Origin of the sequence: Clostridium cuniculi (assembly GCF_004353185.1) — a bacterium.
GTDB lineage: Bacteria > Bacillota > Clostridia > Clostridiales > Clostridiaceae > Clostridium > Clostridium cuniculi.
On the sequence record NZ_SMUS01000005.1, the window covers coordinates 1 to 16,507 of the forward strand.

General features: G+C 27.3%; 14 protein-coding genes. 4 read left to right on the plus strand and 10 right to left on the minus strand.

What is annotated here, in order from left to right; translation table 11 throughout:
• Positions 1–163 precede the first annotated feature (163 nt).
• Positions 164–1,891 carry a phospho-sugar mutase gene (locus EJJ37_RS03090; protein WP_133014126.1) on the minus strand — a complete coding sequence of 576 codons (1,728 nt, stop codon included), beginning with the start codon at positions 1,889–1,891 and terminating at the stop codon, positions 164–166.
• A gap of 130 nt (positions 1,892–2,021) precedes the next feature.
• Positions 2,022–2,624, minus strand: coding sequence for a 50S ribosomal protein L25 (locus tag EJJ37_RS03095; RefSeq protein ID WP_133014127.1), 603 nt, complete (start codon positions 2,622–2,624; stop codon positions 2,022–2,024).
• Positions 2,625–3,434: 810 nt separating this feature from the next.
• Between EJJ37_RS03095 and glmS the strand changes: the two genes are divergently transcribed.
• Positions 3,435–5,258, plus strand: a complete 1,824-nt coding sequence (glmS, locus tag EJJ37_RS03100) for a glutamine--fructose-6-phosphate transaminase (isomerizing) (protein ID WP_133014128.1) — start codon at positions 3,435–3,437, stop codon at positions 5,256–5,258.
• A gap of 41 nt (positions 5,259–5,299) precedes the next feature.
• Here glmS and EJJ37_RS03105 read toward each other — a convergent pair whose 3' ends face one another.
• Entirely contained in the window at positions 5,300–8,545 is a 3,246-nt protein-coding gene (locus EJJ37_RS03105) for a DEAD/DEAH box helicase (RefSeq protein ID WP_133014129.1), read from the minus strand.
• A 194-nt stretch (positions 8,546–8,739) separates the two neighbouring features.
• Positions 8,740–9,093: an arsenate reductase family protein gene (locus EJJ37_RS03110; RefSeq protein WP_133014130.1), complete on the minus strand. Its 354-nt coding sequence runs from the start codon at positions 9,091–9,093 to the stop codon at positions 8,740–8,742.
• Between the two features lie 192 nt (positions 9,094–9,285).
• Between EJJ37_RS03110 and EJJ37_RS03115 the strand changes: the two genes are divergently transcribed.
• The 3 genes from EJJ37_RS03115 to EJJ37_RS03125 all read left to right on the plus strand — a co-directional run bounded on the left by EJJ37_RS03115 (position 9,286) and on the right by EJJ37_RS03125 (position 11,598).
• Positions 9,286–9,714, plus strand: coding sequence for a molecular chaperone DnaJ (locus EJJ37_RS03115; RefSeq protein WP_133014131.1), 429 nt, complete (start codon positions 9,286–9,288; stop codon positions 9,712–9,714).
• A gap of 91 nt (positions 9,715–9,805) precedes the next feature.
• Positions 9,806–10,645: a J domain-containing protein gene (locus tag EJJ37_RS03120; RefSeq protein ID WP_133014132.1), complete on the plus strand. Its 840-nt coding sequence runs from the start codon at positions 9,806–9,808 to the stop codon at positions 10,643–10,645.
• 44 nt (positions 10,646–10,689) lie between these two features.
• Positions 10,690–11,598, plus strand: a complete 909-nt coding sequence (locus EJJ37_RS03125) for a DUF5685 family protein (protein ID WP_133014133.1) — start codon at positions 10,690–10,692, stop codon at positions 11,596–11,598.
• A gap of 19 nt (positions 11,599–11,617) precedes the next feature.
• Here EJJ37_RS03125 and EJJ37_RS03130 read toward each other — a convergent pair whose 3' ends face one another.
• The 6 genes from EJJ37_RS03130 to EJJ37_RS03155 all read right to left on the minus strand — a co-directional run bounded on the left by EJJ37_RS03130 (position 11,618) and on the right by EJJ37_RS03155 (position 16,419).
• Positions 11,618–12,409 carry a hypothetical protein gene (locus tag EJJ37_RS03130; RefSeq protein WP_133014134.1) on the minus strand — a complete coding sequence of 264 codons (792 nt, stop codon included), beginning with the start codon at positions 12,407–12,409 and terminating at the stop codon, positions 11,618–11,620.
• A gap of 61 nt (positions 12,410–12,470) precedes the next feature.
• A complete protein-coding gene (locus EJJ37_RS03135) occupies positions 12,471–12,920 on the minus strand; it encodes a DUF2383 domain-containing protein (protein WP_133014135.1) in 450 nt (149 codons plus the stop codon).
• A gap of 99 nt (positions 12,921–13,019) precedes the next feature.
• Positions 13,020–13,295 (minus strand): hypothetical protein, encoded by a 276-nt coding sequence (locus EJJ37_RS03140; protein WP_133014136.1) that lies wholly within the window; start codon positions 13,293–13,295, stop codon positions 13,020–13,022.
• 164 nt (positions 13,296–13,459) lie between these two features.
• Positions 13,460–14,662: an aspartate kinase gene (gene dapG, locus EJJ37_RS03145; protein WP_133014137.1), complete on the minus strand. Its 1,203-nt coding sequence runs from the start codon at positions 14,660–14,662 to the stop codon at positions 13,460–13,462.
• 21 nt (positions 14,663–14,683) lie between these two features.
• Positions 14,684–14,989, minus strand: a complete 306-nt coding sequence (locus EJJ37_RS03150; protein ID WP_133014138.1) for a YlmC/YmxH family sporulation protein — start codon at positions 14,987–14,989, stop codon at positions 14,684–14,686.
• Positions 14,990–15,114: 125 nt separating this feature from the next.
• Complete coding sequence (locus EJJ37_RS03155) at positions 15,115–16,419, minus strand: M16 family metallopeptidase (protein ID WP_133014139.1); 1,305 nt, start codon at positions 16,417–16,419, stop codon at positions 15,115–15,117.
• Between the last annotated feature and the right edge of the window lie 88 nt (positions 16,420–16,507).

A 16,507-nucleotide genomic window follows, 5' to 3' on the forward strand; every position in this document is an offset into this window, starting at 1 on the left:
TCCTTGTATTATAGTTGTGGTCGGCAAACCTACTATAATTTTACAACGGAGGTTTTTTTATTTCTACTCACCGCTAGAAGCTTTCCGGAACCACAGGTCGAACCTGTGGTATTCTAAATACAAATAATAAAAGCTATCGGTTTTCCGATAGCTTTTTCTTATATTACGCTAACTTTTCGTTAATTATTTCCATAACTTTTTCATTGAATCTTGCTAGCTTTTCTTCAGCATTTACTAAGCTTTCACCTTTAACTGCTGAATAAATTTTCATTTTTGGCTCAGTACCTGAAGGTCTAACAACAAATGAAGAACCATCTTCTAATATATATTTTAATACATTAGACTTAGGTAAATTAATAACACTTTCTGTATTATTAAGTAAATTTTCTTCTTTACTTAACTTATAGTCAAGTTTTGTTGCAATCTTAACTCCATCAACTTCTGTTAATGCAGTGCTTCTTAGAGAATCTAAACAGTTACTTATTTTTTCTTGACCTTCTTTTCCTTGTAATTCAATTGAAATTAAGTCTTCCTTGAAGAATCCAATTCTATTATAAAGTTCGATTAATGCTTCATAAAGGCTCTTACCTTGCTCTTTGTAGTAAAGAGTCATTTCAGCTATTAACATTGAAGCTATTACAGCATCTTTATCTCTAACGAATTCACCTGCTAAATAACCATAACTTTCTTCAAATCCAAATAAGTATTTCTTATCTCCATTTTCTTGGAATTGTCTAATTTTTTCACCAATGTATTTAAACCCTGTTAATACATCCATTATTTCAACACCATAGTAGTTAGCTATTGCTCTAGCACCTTCTGTTGTTACTATAGTCTTAATTACAACTCCATTTGAAGGTAATTTTCCTTCTTCCTTAAGTGCAGATAATATATAATCTGTTAATAAAAGACCTGTTTGGTTACCAGTTAAAACTTTATATTCTCCACTATTTTCTTTTACTACAACACCAATTCTATCACAATCTGGGTCTGTCCCAAAAATAATATCTGGATTGCTTGTCTTAGCCATATCAAGTGCTAATTCAAAAACTTGTGGGTTTTCTGGATTTGGATAAGAAGCTGTTGGGAAGTTACCATCAGGCATTTCTTGTTCTTTAACTACTTCTACGTTTTCATATCCTAATTCAGCTAATACTCTTCTTACTGGCATATTACCACTTCCATGTATTGGAGTATATATAACTTTTAAATCTTTAGCCTTTTCTTTTACTAATTCAGTTCTTATTGTAAGCCCTTTAACTTCTTCAATATAAGCTTTATCTACTTCTTCTCCAATATATTCTAAAAGGTTATCCTTTAAAGCATCTTCTACTGAAATAGTTTTTATATCTTCGTAATTTACTATACTATTAACTTCGCCTATGATAATTCCAGCCTTTTCATCTGTAACTTGACCACCAAATTCATCATAAACTTTATATCCATTATATATCTTTGGGTTATGTGAAGCAGTTATTACTATTCCACCTTGACAATTTAAATGTCTAGATGTAAATGAAAGCATTGGGGTTGGTCTTAAGCTTTCAAATAAAAATACCTTTATATTATTTGCACAAAGAGTTAATGCAGCAGCCTCTGCAAATTCCTTTGACATATTTCTTGAATCATATGCAATAGCTACCTTTGGTGACTCAAAAGATTTATTTAAATAATTTGCAAATCCTTGTGTTGCTTTTGAAACTGTATATACATTCATTCTGTTAGTTCCAGCACCTATAACACCTCTTAATCCACCAGTACCAAAATCTAACTCCTTGTAGAATCTATCTTCTATTTCCTTTTCATCACTAATGTTTCTTAATTCATCTTTTATTGTTTCTGATATTACCTTAGAGTTTAACCACTCATTATATCTCTCTTTATAATCCATCTTATCCCTCCTAAACATTTTCAGTAGTCCATACCTTAGTTATTATATAACAAAGTAAAAAAAAATTAAATAAAAAAATAATAGATATAGGGAATTTTATCTATATCTATTATTTTTAGTTTATTTTTTATTATTCTGCAGCTTCTTTTGCATCTTCTTGAGCTAACTCATTATTTTCTACAACTGTTTTACGTTCATAACTTACTGAAGCAATAACAGAGTTTAAATCATCTAAAACAGATATTTCAGATGCAACCTCTAAATCACCAAATTTATAAACTGATCCAACATTTCCTGTTCCAATATTAAAGTCAATATATTTAGGCAACGCTTCAACGGAGCATTCCACCCTTACGCTATCTTTTTCTTTTTGAAGTACAATTCCTTTTTTATTTAAATACTCTTCTCCTATGTAATGAATAGGAACAGAAGAAATTATCTTATTCTTTCCTTTTAGCTCTTCTAAATCTAAGTGAATTATTTTATTTGTAACAGGGTCTCTTTGTACTTCCTTTATTAATCCCTTATGACTTTCTCCATCTAAGTTAAATTCTAATACACCATGTTCTCCATTAGCAGCTATTTCATGGTATAATTCTAATTCTCCAACTTCAAATAATAAGTTATTAATTTTCTTACCGTATAATACACCCGGAACCTTTCCATTTCTTCTTGCTTTTTTTGCACTATTGGGAACATCTATAGCTCTTTTATTCATTTCTAAATTTGACACTTCACATTACCTCCTATGATTTTAAAATTCTCTTATGTATTTTTGACAGATATTATTGAATTTATACATTTCATTTACACCTTATCCATAAAAATATTGTTTTTTCAAAAAATTCTTTTATTATATAACTATACAAATTTTATACTTTTATTATTTTTATATACCTTTTCTTATTTTTGCATATAATATTATTACAATATATTACATTTTAAGAATTAAATCCCATTATTTTTCTGTTTTAATATAGACAAATTTTATTTTTATGATAAAATAATATAGTGGTATACTAAATAATTAGTAAAGGAAGTGAAAATTATAGTAAAATATCAGATAATAATTTCATAAAAGCGCCAGAACTTAAGTGAATCTCAAGTTTTTAATTTGGATATCTAAACTATGAATCTTATAAGTGAATTGGGTAAGTGTTAATTGGGTAAACTAAAAATGAAGCTTCTACTAGACGTAGGAGTAAGTTCGCCCAACCAAATCAAAGATTGTCGGTAAAAAGGAAACTCCTACTAGACGTAGGAGTAAGTTCGCCCAACCAAATCAAAGATTTTGGGGCTCACTTAAGTTGACGAGGATGGGGAGAATCGAATTCTTCGGCGGGTGCCCCACGGTATCGCACTACCGTTAACGACTAGTAAAACTATGAAGTGATTTATAGGACAATCCTAGTCTGGTGTTAAAACCTTCATTGTGTTTTTTGATATTCCTAGTATTAGTATGCCTATTTTTAAATACTAGAATATCTTCTCACAATAGAAATCAAATAAACAAAAAAATTAAAAATTGGAAGGAAGATTTATTATGTGCGGAATAGTTGGTTATGTTGGAAAGAGACAAGCATCTACTTTATTAGTAGAAGGTTTATCTAAATTAGAATATAGAGGTTATGACTCTGCTGGAGTTGCAATTCTTAATGATGGAATTAATGTAAGAAAATTTAAAGGTCGTTTAAATAATTTAGCTAGTAGCTTAAATGAAACTCCTATTGAAGGTCATATAGGAATTGGACACACTAGATGGGCTACTCACGGTGAACCATCAGATGTTAATTCACATCCTCATACTACAGAAAATGCTACTATTAGCGTTGTTCATAATGGTATTATAGAAAACTATATGAAATTAAGAGAATGGTTAACTTCAAAAGGTTATACATTCTTCTCTGAAACAGATACTGAGGTTATCCCTAACTTAGTTGATTATTATTACGAAGGTGATTTATTTGAAGCTGTAGTTAAAGCAACTTCTAAACTTGAAGGAAGTTTTGCTATTGGAGTTGTTGCTAAGAATGAACCTGACAAAATAGTTGCCGTTAGAAAAGATAGTCCTCTTATTGTTGGTCTTGGAAAAGATGAAAGTTTTATAGCTTCAGACATTCCTGCAGTTTTAAACCACACTAGAGAAGTATATCTTTTAGAAGATAAAGAATTTGCAATTCTTACTGAAAATGGTGTTGAACTTAGAAATGAAGAAGGCGAAAAAATAGAAAAAGAAATTTACCACGTTACTTGGAATATAGATGCAGCTGAAAAAGGTGGATTTGAAGATTTCATGTTAAAAGAAATTCATGAACAACCAAAAGCTGTTAAAGATACTCTTGCTGGTAAAATAGCATTAGGTAAAGAAATAACTATAGATAATATCTCATTTACTCAAGAACAATTAGAAAACTTTGACAAAATCTATGTAGTAGCTTGTGGTACTGCTTATCATGCTGGAGTTGTTGGTAAAACAGTAATCGAAAAATTTGCTAAAATTCCAGTTGAAATTGATATAGCATCTGAATTTAGATATAGAGATCCTATGATAACAAATAAAACTTTATTAATAGTTGTGTCTCAATCTGGAGAAACTGCTGATACTTTAGCTGTTCTTAGAGATGCTAAGAAACAAGGTGCTAGAGTTTTAGCTATTACTAATGTTGTTGGTTCTTCTGTTTCAAGAGAAGCTGACGATGTATTTTATACTTTAGCAGGTCCTGAAATTGCAGTTGCTTCAACAAAAGCATATGTTACTCAATTGGCTGCATTTTATATCTTAGGATTATATTTTGCTTCATTAAAAGGTACTATGTCAAAGAATGAAATTGAAGAAATTAAAAGTGAATTATTAGAAATACCAAATAAAATTGAGAAAGCTTTAGGAATGAAGGATGAACTTCAAAAATTTGCTTCTTCTCATTATAATCATAAAGATATGTACTTCTTAGGAAGAGGTCTTGATTATGCAGTAGCTATGGAAGGTTCTTTAAAACTTAAAGAAATATCTTATATCCATTGTGATGCTTATGCTGGTGGAGAATTAAAGCACGGACCTATTGCTTTAATAGAAAATAATACAGCTGTAATTACTCTTTTAACTCAGGAAGCTTTAAAAGATAAAATGATTAGTAATGTTAGAGAAGTTTCTACAAGAGGTGGAAATATATTTGCAGTTGTAAATGAAGGTGATACTACTTCAAAAGAAGTTGTTGATTCAATAGTTTATATTCCAAAAACTATTGATATATTAACACCACTTATAAGTGTTGTTCCTCTTCAATTAATTTCTTACTATATTGCGAAACAAAAAGGTTGCGATGTTGATAAGCCAAGAAATCTTGCAAAATCAGTAACAGTTGAATAAAAAGATAGGATACACCCTAAGGGGTGTATCCTATTTTTAATTTAATTAAAAAGTTCTTTAATCTCTTCAGCACTTAGTGAACTTAAGAATCCACCATTAGTATAGTTTCCACTCATTATTTCATTTATTATTTCTTTCTTACTTTCCTGAAGCTTTATTATCTTTTCTTCTATACTTCCTTTTGCAATAAGTTTAATTACTTCTACAACATTCTTTTGACCAAATCTATGAGCTCTATCTGTTGCTTGATCTTCAATTGCAGGATTCCACCATGGATCAAAATGAATTACTACATCAGCTGATGTTAAATTAAGACCTGTTCCTCCTGCTTTTAATGAAATTAAAAATATTTTTACCTTATCTGACGCATTAAATTCATTAACTAGCTGTACTCTTTCAGATGCTTTAGTTTCTCCATCTAAGTAGAAATACTCTATTCCCTCTGCTTCTAATACTTTTTTTATACTATCAAGTACTGAGGTAAATTGTGAAAATAAAAGTATTTTATGCTTTTCTTTAATAAATTTTTCTACAAGTTCTACAGTAACATCTATTTTCCCACTACCACCAGTATAGCCTTCTATTAATATAGATGGATCTAATGTAAGCTGTCTTAATTTAGTTAAATAAGAGAAAATAGTTATTTTATCAGTTGTAAAATCTTTTTCTTTCATTTTTACCTTAACATCATCTACATATGCCTTATATACTTTCTTTTGCTCTTCTGTCATTTCTATTAAGAATCTCTTTTCAATTTTATCTGGTAATTCACTCATTACATCATTTTTTAATCTTCTTAATATAAATGGTTTAATAAGCTTTTTCAACTCTTTGGATCCCTTATCAGCCTTTATGAACTTTTCTTGGAACTTTCTTTTAGAATATAAGTATCCTGGTAAAATGTAATCAAATAAGGACCATAACTCAATTAAATTATTCTCTATAGGCGTACCCGTTAGTGCAAATTTTACCTTTGCTTTTAACTCTTTAACCACTTCACTACTTTGAGATAATGGATTTTTAATATTTTGACCTTCATCTATTATACAGAAATCAAAGGTTATATCTTCATATAGATTATAATCATTTCTTAAAGTTCCATAAGTAGTTATTAATACATCTATATCCTTTATTTCATCTTTACTAAATTCTCTATCCTCTTTATTCCCATGAACAATTTTTATCTTCATAGTAGGTGCAAATTTTTCAAATTCACTTCTCCAATTATATATTAATGATGTAGGAGTAACTATAATACTTTTTTTATTTTTTTCTGATAATAAAAATGTAATAGTTTGTACTGTTTTTCCTAATCCCATTTCATCAGCTAATATACCACCAAATTCATAATGACTTAATGTTTTAAACCATTTAAATCCAGTTAATTGATAATCTCTTAATGTTGCTTTTAATTCTCTTGGAACCTTATAATCTATTTCTTCTAAATTTTCTATCTTATTTGAGATATGTTTTACAATATCTTTTCCTTCAATAAATAATAAACTATCATCTTTTAAACATTCATTTAAAAATATAGATTTACTCTTATGAACTTTTATTTCATTAGACTTTATATTAGTATCCTCACTTAAACTATCAACAAGATTAAATAAATTTCTAACCTCTTCATCTCTAAAGTCAATAAAACTTTCATCCTTTAATTTAAAAAACTTTCTATTTTCCTTAAATGCCTCAATTATCTTCTTATATTCCTCTTCATTTACATTTTCAATATTAAAAGTAAAATCTAAATAATTCCCACTACCTTCTGAAATTGTTGCATTAATGGATGTAGCTCCATAAATTCTTCTTTCCTTAAACCTATCTGAATAAAATATAGTAGCTTCTTCTTTTAAATCTATTAAATCTTCAGAAAGTAATTCAAAAAGTTTTTCATCACTACCATTAAAAATAAACTTATTATTATTTCTATAAAATGATAAAGCATTCAGCGTCTCTTCTATTTTTTCCTCTTCTTTTATATTTCTAATTACATATTCATCATCTTTAGGTCCTTTTAAAATATTAAAACTTATATCTCCATAAATTGCCTTAACTTCTGCCCAAGTTTTATTTCTTTCTCTATCAAAATAAACTTCTAACTTTAAATCTTCTTTAATTATATTTCTATTTAAATCTTCATCAATATGTATATCATCACTTATAATTTCTAATAATGGAATTACCTTGTTTATTACTTTTTGTTTATTATTATTTTTAAATGAAATACTACTTTCTTTATTTAGAATATCATTTATTGACTTATAATATTTTATTTGCTTAAAAGTAGGAAGATATAATTTAGTATTATACAAATAAACATCACCTTTATAAGTCATAGGCTTCGGTAACTCCGTAGTAGAAGATAGCTTTATTTCATTATCCTCTTCTTTTATATTAAATTTTATAGGTAAATCTTCCTTTAATATTTCAACTTCTTCAATTACATCATCATCATCAGTAAATGAAATACTTTCACTTTTTATATTATTTAAAAACCTTCTTAACGCACTCTGTGGTATAAATAATGTTTTATTACTTCCAAAAACATTGTTAGTAATTCTTTGTACTGAATATTCCTTTTCAAATGGTTCATTTAAAGATACATATTCTTCAATAAAATTTAAAACTCTCTCATTATCTTCTGAAAAATAATGAATTGTAGGATCATATTTAAACTCTTTTCCATAAGATAATATTTTATTATTTTTTCTAGCATTAATTAAATCTGCTATATTTTTTACAACATAATATCTTTTCGTTCCTATCTTTAAATCTAATTCATAATAAAATTTGCTTTTACTTAACCCCTTTTTACTAATATTTATTTTTAAATTAACTTTTTCTTTTTTATGTCTAATAATTTTATCTATTTCTTTTAAAATAACTTCTGAATAATCTGTTTCTTTATCCTCAGTTATATTTTCACAAGAATTATTTTTACTTTTTTTCTTTTCTTCTACAGCTTCTGCAAATTTGTAAAATGTAGCACCAATATGTTTACATATATATGTAGAGTTAAAATCACAGTTATTTTCAAAATCACTACAATTACATTCTGTATAAATTAAATCGCCTTTTTTTATATCAAAAGATAAGTTAGTATTATGAACATTAATATCACTTTCTGACATTACTTTACCATAAATATCTAAAGATCCATACTCTCTATCTGCCATAGACTTAACATCTAATACTAATCCTTCCTTATAACATCTCATTCCTCTATTTAGACGGTTATTTGTATCTTTTTTTATTATTAAAGTATTTAATTGTGTTACGTCCAACTTTTCCACCTCATTAAATGAAACTATTTATTTTATAAATATCTTTTAGTATTTTCTATAAGTAAATTTAAACTTTTTCTAAAAAGCCACTAATAAGTATTTTACCACACTACTACCCTCTTCTTAAAATAAAAAAAATAATCTATTGATTTAATATTACCCAATAGATTATTTTTATCTATATTTTCTTTAATTTATAATATCTCTTTATATTGCTCTTCCTTAAATCCTACTAATACCTTATCATCACATATTAAAAGTGGTCTTTTAACAAGTTTTCCATCTGTAGCAAGCAATTTAATCATTTCTTCTCTAGACATATCTTTAATTTTATCTTTTAACTTCATTTCTTTATATAATACACCTGAAGTATTAAAGAATTTTTTAATTTCTAATCCACTTAAATCTATCCATTTTTCTAATTCTTCTACTGTAGGATTATCTATAGTTATGTCTCTATCATCAAAAGTTACATTATTTTCTTGTAAAAACTTCTTAGCTTTTCTACAAGTAGTACATTTAGGATATTGTAAAAATAACTTTTCCATAATTATCTCCTTTTAAATTATTTTTTTATAATTCTATCATAATTATTATGTAATAGTAAATATTATCTCTTAAATTTTTCTTTGTTTTTCTAAATAATGATTTATTTTTTAATATTGTATATAATAAATACAATATTACTTTTATAGTAATACATACTTATATATAAATTATAACTTAAAGGAGTGAGCATTATGGGTAATTCATATTCTATTAACAATAATTCATTTATTACTATTAATAATTTAATAAACAAAAGAGATTTCACTACAGCTGAAAATTTATTAAATTCCTATATAGAAAAAAATGCTGATTATCACTATCTTTATAGCCTTTTACTAGAAAAAAAAGCTTGGTTTGATGAATCTTTAAATCATCTAAAAATAGCTGTTTCTCTTTCTCCTGACAACACTTTATATAAAGAAAGTTTAATTACATTAATTGGTAGACATAGACATTACTCTGATGATTATTATCACAATGGTTATAGAAGACGTAATAGAGGTTGTGCATGTTGCTGCTGTGATGACTGTTGTGATTGTGGTAATTTTAGCTGCTGCGATTTAATATGTTTAGATCAATGTTGCGAATGTATGGGTGGAGATTTAATTGAGTGTATTTAATATTAAATTCTATTTTTTATATGAATCACTTATTTAGATTACTCTGAATATATTATAATAATTCAATAATCTTTTCTAAGGAGATTTATTTATGAACCCTTATAAAGTACTTGGTATAAGACCAAATGCTTCATTAGATGAAATTAAAGATGCTTATGAATCATTAGCAAGTACCTATAGTATAAATGATTTTAATGGTTCTCCAGAAGAACCACTTGCGGAGGATAAACTTTCAGAAATAAACGAAGCTTATACAATTTTAAATAACAATTTTAAGTATAAGAATATAAGAAACTTAATTGAAAATAAACAATTTTTATCAGCTGAAACAGAACTTAATCTAATCTATGATAAAAGTTCACCTGAATGGAATTATCTACAAGGTTTTGTATTACTAAAAAAAGGTTGGTTCCAAGCTGGCGTAAATCACTTAAAGACAGCTGCAGAATTAAATCCTAATAATGAGGAGTATCAAGAAGCATTAATGGTACTTGTCAAAAAGGTTAGAAAAATGAAAGCAAATTATGCTAAAACAATGCAATATAATAGTGCTAATAATAACAACAATATGTGTGGTGGCGGTGGTCAAACAAATAACATGTGTGGTGGTTCTGGCAGCGGTGGTGGAATAGATCCTAACATTTTAAATATGTTTATGAATACTACCGGTGGCAGCCCTATGGGTGGTGCTAATCCTATGGGTGGTGCTAATCCTATGGGTGGTGCTAATCCTATGGGTGGAGGCAATCCTACTGATGGAATGAATAACGCTAATAATGCAAATCCTATGGGCAATATTGCTAACATGATGGGTGGTATGGGCGGTATGGGTGGAAGCAATCCTATGCAAAATATGCTTATGCAAAGCTTAATGGGTGGTGGAAATGGAATGAATATGTGTGGTAATTCTGGTGGCGGTGGAATGTGCTAGTATTTATTTAAATACACTTTTTATCTTAATAAAGGAGAAGTTTAATGTTTGGCTATGTTACACCTCTTAAAAGCGAACTAAAGTTTAAAGAATTTGAATACTTTAGAAGCTATTATTGTGGATTATGTAATGAAATTAAACGAGAGTATGGTAATATTCCAAGATTTTGTTTAAATTACGATTTAACCTTTATAGGATTTTTATTAGATGGTCTTTACAGTAATCCACTTATTTTTGATTCCATCAAATGTTTACGACATCCTAGAAAGAACATTATAATAACAAAAAAGACAAATGCTTTAAATTATTGCGCTAATTTAAGCATACTTCTTTTTGATTATAAACTAAAAGATAACATAGAGGATGACAAAAGTGTAAAAAGTAAACTTTTTAAATTTCTCCTTTCTTCATCTTCTAAAAAAAGTTTACTTGAATTGGAGAATCTTTCTGATAAAATATCAAATAATATAGATAGCTTATCAAATCTTGAAAAGTCAAAAAAACTTTCTTCTTTAGACGAAATCACGCATCCTTTTAGCGATATAATGGGAATGATTTTAAGTGAATTTCCTTATAAATTTGAAGAGGATTCTGATATATTACGCGAAAATCTATATAATCTTGGATATTTTATTGGAAAATGGATTTATTTAATAGATGCTCTTGATGATTTGAAAGATGATCTTAATACTAATAATTTTAATCCTTATAATGTATTATTCAACTCAAATTCATTAAACTTTGATGAATTAATTTCATCCTGTATTAATGAAATTGACTTCTATATTTCAAATTGTCTTGTAAATTGCAGCGATTTTCTTAAGATTATCCCTTTTAAAAAGCATTATAGTATTATTGATAATGTAATAAATTTAGGAATGATCAATAAATACTATGAAATTTTAAATAAAATACCTGCTATAGAAAACAAAAAAATAAATACCAGTAGCTAAAAAGCTACTGGTATTTATTTTATTTACTATATGCTGTTATATCTCTCTTTGTATCTAAAATTGCATTTCCATCCTTATCAACATCAAACACTGATGTTACTGTAACCTTTGTTATCTCACCCTTTAAATTTTCTACCTTTGCAATAAAATAATTTCTTGCTTTTTTCTCTATTTTTTGTGGTTCTTCTACTATACTTGTAAATGTTCCTTCTGTTGTTTCAACTACAATTTCAGTTTTTTCATCTGTTGTACCAAAAACATATGAATTATTAGTATCGTTATATAAATTAACTCTTATTAGTGCTCCATCAAATTGTACAGCCTCTTTTATTAAATTTAAATTTAATTCTTTTTCTTTACTCATTGGAACATCAAAATTTATACACTCAGTAATACCATCTGGTGAAACTGACCATCCATTATCTTCTTTTATTATTGCATATACATAATCTTCCGTAGTATCTTCATCATCTACCACTGCTGAAATAGTAACAACTGCTTTTTTTAGATTTTCATTTACATCTTCTATACTTTTTACTGTTGAAGACTTTATATTTAAATCTTTTCTATTTTTCTTCATTACCTTTATTATTTGACTTGCATCATACCCAATATAATCTATATATTCATTTGAATATAACTTAACCATTTCTTCCACATTATTCTCTAAATTATATGTATTAAATAAATTAATTGCCTCTTCTGGTGTATTTGCTCTAACCATTTCAACCTTTTTATTACATCCAAGAGATAAAAAAACAAAAATCGATAAAATACCTAAAATTCCAGATATTTTTAATATTTTTTTCATAAAACTTCCTCACAATCTATAATTTATCTTAATAACTATATATCACACTTTTGAAATTTCATCAATATTTGCATAACTTAGTTTTCAAATTATTTAAAATTTCTAAATGATTATCATAGTCTTTTATTACTCCCTTTATATCATTCATTATGCTTTGTTCCATATTTTTATTTTCTTCCATAAACTTATTTGCATTTTTTATTCCCATATTCATAGCTTTTATTGCATGTTCACATACTTCAGCATCAGTATCAACAGATATAAGCTTTATTTTTTCAAAGGCTTCTGCTATATTTCCTCTTATCCCTAATGAATCACTTGCATTTCCTCCTAACTCTTCTATTCTATGAGTTATGGCTTCTTCATGCTTTTTAAATGATTCTATAATTTCTCTTAATTTACTTTTAAGTTCTAAATTTTGCGCTTTATCTAAATAATCTTTAAATGTAGCCCCTCCCATATGAATTCCTGTTAGAAACTTATTTAATTCTTTAATTATTTTTTCACTCATTTTTATCACCTCTAACCTTTTTACATTATTTTTCCCATTTTTGAAAATAATATTTATAAAATTTAAAAGCTATGCAAAATATTTTGCATAGCTTTTAAATTAATCTAAATCCTTAATATAGAATCCCTTATTGTAAACTTCTTTATCATACTTAATTTCAATATTATTACAAGCTCTAACGTCTTTTTTATTTACAATAAACTTAATTCCTTCTATTATCTCTTCAACGTCCTCATCACTCTTAAAATCACAATATAATTCATAAGCCGGTTTACCACAACCATAGAAAACCTTTATTCTTATATACTCTTCTGAACTTTCATTTACTAAAGCTTTTAGAGCTTCTCTTGCTTTTTCATCAAACTTTAATTCCATAATACTACTCCTTCTTAGATAAAATAACTATATTTTATATTATATATAAATTTATTATATATTAAAATACTATAAATATTTATTAATATAATTAAACTATATATAAGAATAAAGGCTCTTTAGTAAAATAAATTAAACTTTACTAAAGAGCCTTTCCTTATTCACTATTTACCTAAACCAAATTCACTATGAAGCAATCTTACTGCTTCAGAAACATTTTTAGTATCAATTAAACACCAAATAGTCATATTGGAATCTGTTGTTTGTAATACTTCAATATTATTACTTGTTAGAGTATTTATTATTCTTGCCATAACTCCCGGAACTCCATTCATTCCAGCACCAACAATAGCTACAGTACTACAATTTTCAATAGTTGTATACTTAATTTCAGCTTTACTCATGATTTCTGAAAGTTTATCTTTTTCAGTAGCATCAATAGTGAACATTTGATGTTCTGGAAAAATGTTTATTAAATCTAAACTTATATGGTTTTTAGCTAATAATTCTAAAAGATTTCTGTAAGTTCCTTTACCTTTATTATCTGATAATCTTACTCTTACTTGAATTCTATTATTTAAATGAGTTATTCCAGAAATTAGTCTCTTTTCTTCTTCTGAAACATTGCTCTTAATTATAGTACCTTTTGAATCATTCATAGTGTTTTTAATGGCTAATGGTACATTTCCCTTTTTAGCTAAAGTAACAGCTTTTGGATGAATAACCTTTGCACCTTGATCAGCTAATTGGAATACCTCATTATATGTCATTTCATTTATAAGAGATGCATCTTCCACCATTCTTGGATCTGCTGTCATTATACCATCAACATCAGTATATATATCTATCTGTTTAGCCTTTAATGCAACTCCTAATATACATGCAGAAGTATCACTTCCACCTCTTCCTAAAGTTGTAAAAAATCCATCTTTAGTAACTCCTTGGAATCCTGTTACTACTGGTACCTTTCCTTCTTCTAAAACTTTCATTATATTATGAGTATCCACATCAATAGCTTGTGCATCAGTGTGGACATTATTAGTTATAATTCCTGCTTGCCCTCCAGTTAGTGGTACTGCAGTTATTCCATGCTTATATAAATCATTACATAATACTACTGAACTTATTATTTCTCCACAACACATTAACAAATCTTGAGCATTTTTATTATTATCTTTAAAATTGTTATCTACAAGTGATAATAGGGTATCTGTTGCATATGGCTCTCCCATTCTTCCCATAGCTGACACTACTACTACTGGTTTTAACCCACTTTCAATTGCCTTCCCTATTTTCTTTATTACTTGTTTTCTTCTTTCCTCTGTAGATACAGATGTTCCTCCGAACTTTTGCACTATTATATTCAAGGAATCTCCCCCTTAAGTTTTTTAAGCTCTCGCTCTTTTTATCTTACCTTCCTCAGCAGAGATTACTATGACATTAGTTCCAACCTTTGTTACACATTCCCATGGTATTTCAACATATTCTTTGCTACCAAAGAAGCTAAACTTACTTGCACTAATACCAACAACCAGGAATTTAAGATATCCTTCTTCATCAATTATAAAATCAATATTTTGAGCGCTATCATACTTTTCTGCACTTTCTAAGTTAAAAATTTCATATCTTTCTAACTCGCTTAAGTTCCTAAGTTGACTTTCTGGCTTTTTTTCGTAATATTCAAAATCCTTCATAATAATTACCTCCTTGTTATACATAATATTATGCATCCAATAGGTAATATATTACTTTACATATACTATTAAAACCCAAGCAGCGCTTTACTCTACTTAAATAATATATCAACTATAAGCTAAAGTTACAATAGAAATTTTTCATCAGTACAACTCTTATATGCAACTTTAGAATCATTTATTATTTTATTTAAATTTTCAGCTTCTATTCCTTGCCCAACAAAAGCACTACTAATTATTCCTGGCTTAAAGCACTTCTCCAATACATAGTTTATGTCATCGCTATCTATTTTGTTAATTCTCTTAATAACATCTTCTTGTGTTTTAATTTTATTTTGTAATAAGAAACATTTTGCATTAGCAAACATTCTAGATGAAGTACTTTCTAAACCTAATATATAACTTGCTTTAATTTTCTCCTTATTAATTTCTAATAACTCTTTACTTATACCTTTTTTAGCAAAATCATGTAAATGTTCGTTAATAACGCTTATTGCTTTATCACAATACTTATTACTTAATCCTGTATATATATTTAATGTTCCAACACCTAAATAAGGTTGCATATAAGAATAAACACTATAGCATAATCCTAACTCTTCTCTAACTTTTTGGAAAAGTATTGATGATGCACCACCACCAAATATATTATTTAACAATACTAATGAATAAGATTTATCATCAGCATATGGTAATCCATTTAAACCTAGATTTATATGAACTTGTTCTATTTGTTTTTCCATGTACTTACTATCATGCTTTAATTCAATAGATTCATAAGTTGGATTATATATATCATCTTTACTCCACTTTCCAAAGTACTCTTCTATAAGCTTTCTTAATTCCTTTTCATCAAACTTTCCACAAATGCTAAGTACAGAATTATACGGAGTATAATGTGTTCTAATATAATCTTTAATCTTCTTTCTATTAAATGATTTTATTCTATCAGGTGTTCCTAAAATTGGATATGCTAAAGAATCCTTTCCAAAGATAGCTTCTGAATGTATTTCGTCTAATACATCTTCCGGATTATCTTGACTCATATTTATTTCTTCAATAACTACACCTTTTTCTTTTTCAATTTCTTCTTCATCAAATTTTGAATTTAATATCATATCAGAAATTACATCTAAACATAAATCTACATGTGTATTTAATGCTTTTATATAATAACAAGTAGTCTCCTTACTTGTATAAGCATTAATTTGACCACCTATATTTTCTATTTCTTGCACAATCTCTTTTGCACTTCTTTTATCTGTGCCTTTAAAAAACATATGCTCTATAAAATGCGAAATTCCATTTACATCTTTACTTTCATTTCTAGAACCATTTTGAACCATTACTCCTACACTTATAGAATTAACATGTTCAATATATTCTGTTACAACTCTTAAGCCATTATCTAATGTATATAAATTAAACATATTTACCTCCCTTTTATCGATTTGCTTTTAGTTTATTTTAATCTTATCATATTTATTCTACATAGTAAAAAAAAGAGAATTATTTTAA

What these genes read in the sequence shown, in the direction of transcription:
- EJJ37_RS03120 (WP_133014132.1), top strand. Translation starts at nt 9,806, where the DNA reads ATGAACCCTTATAAAGTACTTGGTATAAGACCAAATGCTTCATTAGAT.
- EJJ37_RS03125 (WP_133014133.1), top strand. Translation starts at nt 10,690, where the DNA reads ATGTTTGGCTATGTTACACCTCTTAAAAGCGAACTAAAGTTTAAAGAA.
- EJJ37_RS03090 (WP_133014126.1), bottom strand. Translation starts at nt 1,891, where the DNA reads ATGGATTATAAAGAGAGATATAATGAGTGGTTAAACTCTAAGGTAATA.
- EJJ37_RS03140 (WP_133014136.1), bottom strand. Translation starts at nt 13,295, where the DNA reads ATGGAATTAAAGTTTGATGAAAAAGCAAGAGAAGCTCTAAAAGCTTTA.
- EJJ37_RS03135 (WP_133014135.1), bottom strand. Translation starts at nt 12,920, where the DNA reads ATGAGTGAAAAAATAATTAAAGAATTAAATAAGTTTCTAACAGGAATT.
- EJJ37_RS03155 (WP_133014139.1), bottom strand. Translation starts at nt 16,419, where the DNA reads ATGTTTAATTTATATACATTAGATAATGGCTTAAGAGTTGTAACAGAA.
- EJJ37_RS03130 (WP_133014134.1), bottom strand. Translation starts at nt 12,409, where the DNA reads ATGAAAAAAATATTAAAAATATCTGGAATTTTAGGTATTTTATCGATT.
- EJJ37_RS03115 (WP_133014131.1), top strand. Translation starts at nt 9,286, where the DNA reads ATGGGTAATTCATATTCTATTAACAATAATTCATTTATTACTATTAAT.
- EJJ37_RS03110 (WP_133014130.1), bottom strand. Translation starts at nt 9,093, where the DNA reads ATGGAAAAGTTATTTTTACAATATCCTAAATGTACTACTTGTAGAAAA.
- EJJ37_RS03150 (WP_133014138.1), bottom strand. Translation starts at nt 14,989, where the DNA reads ATGAAGGATTTTGAATATTACGAAAAAAAGCCAGAAAGTCAACTTAGG.
- glmS (WP_133014128.1), top strand. Translation starts at nt 3,435, where the DNA reads ATGTGCGGAATAGTTGGTTATGTTGGAAAGAGACAAGCATCTACTTTA.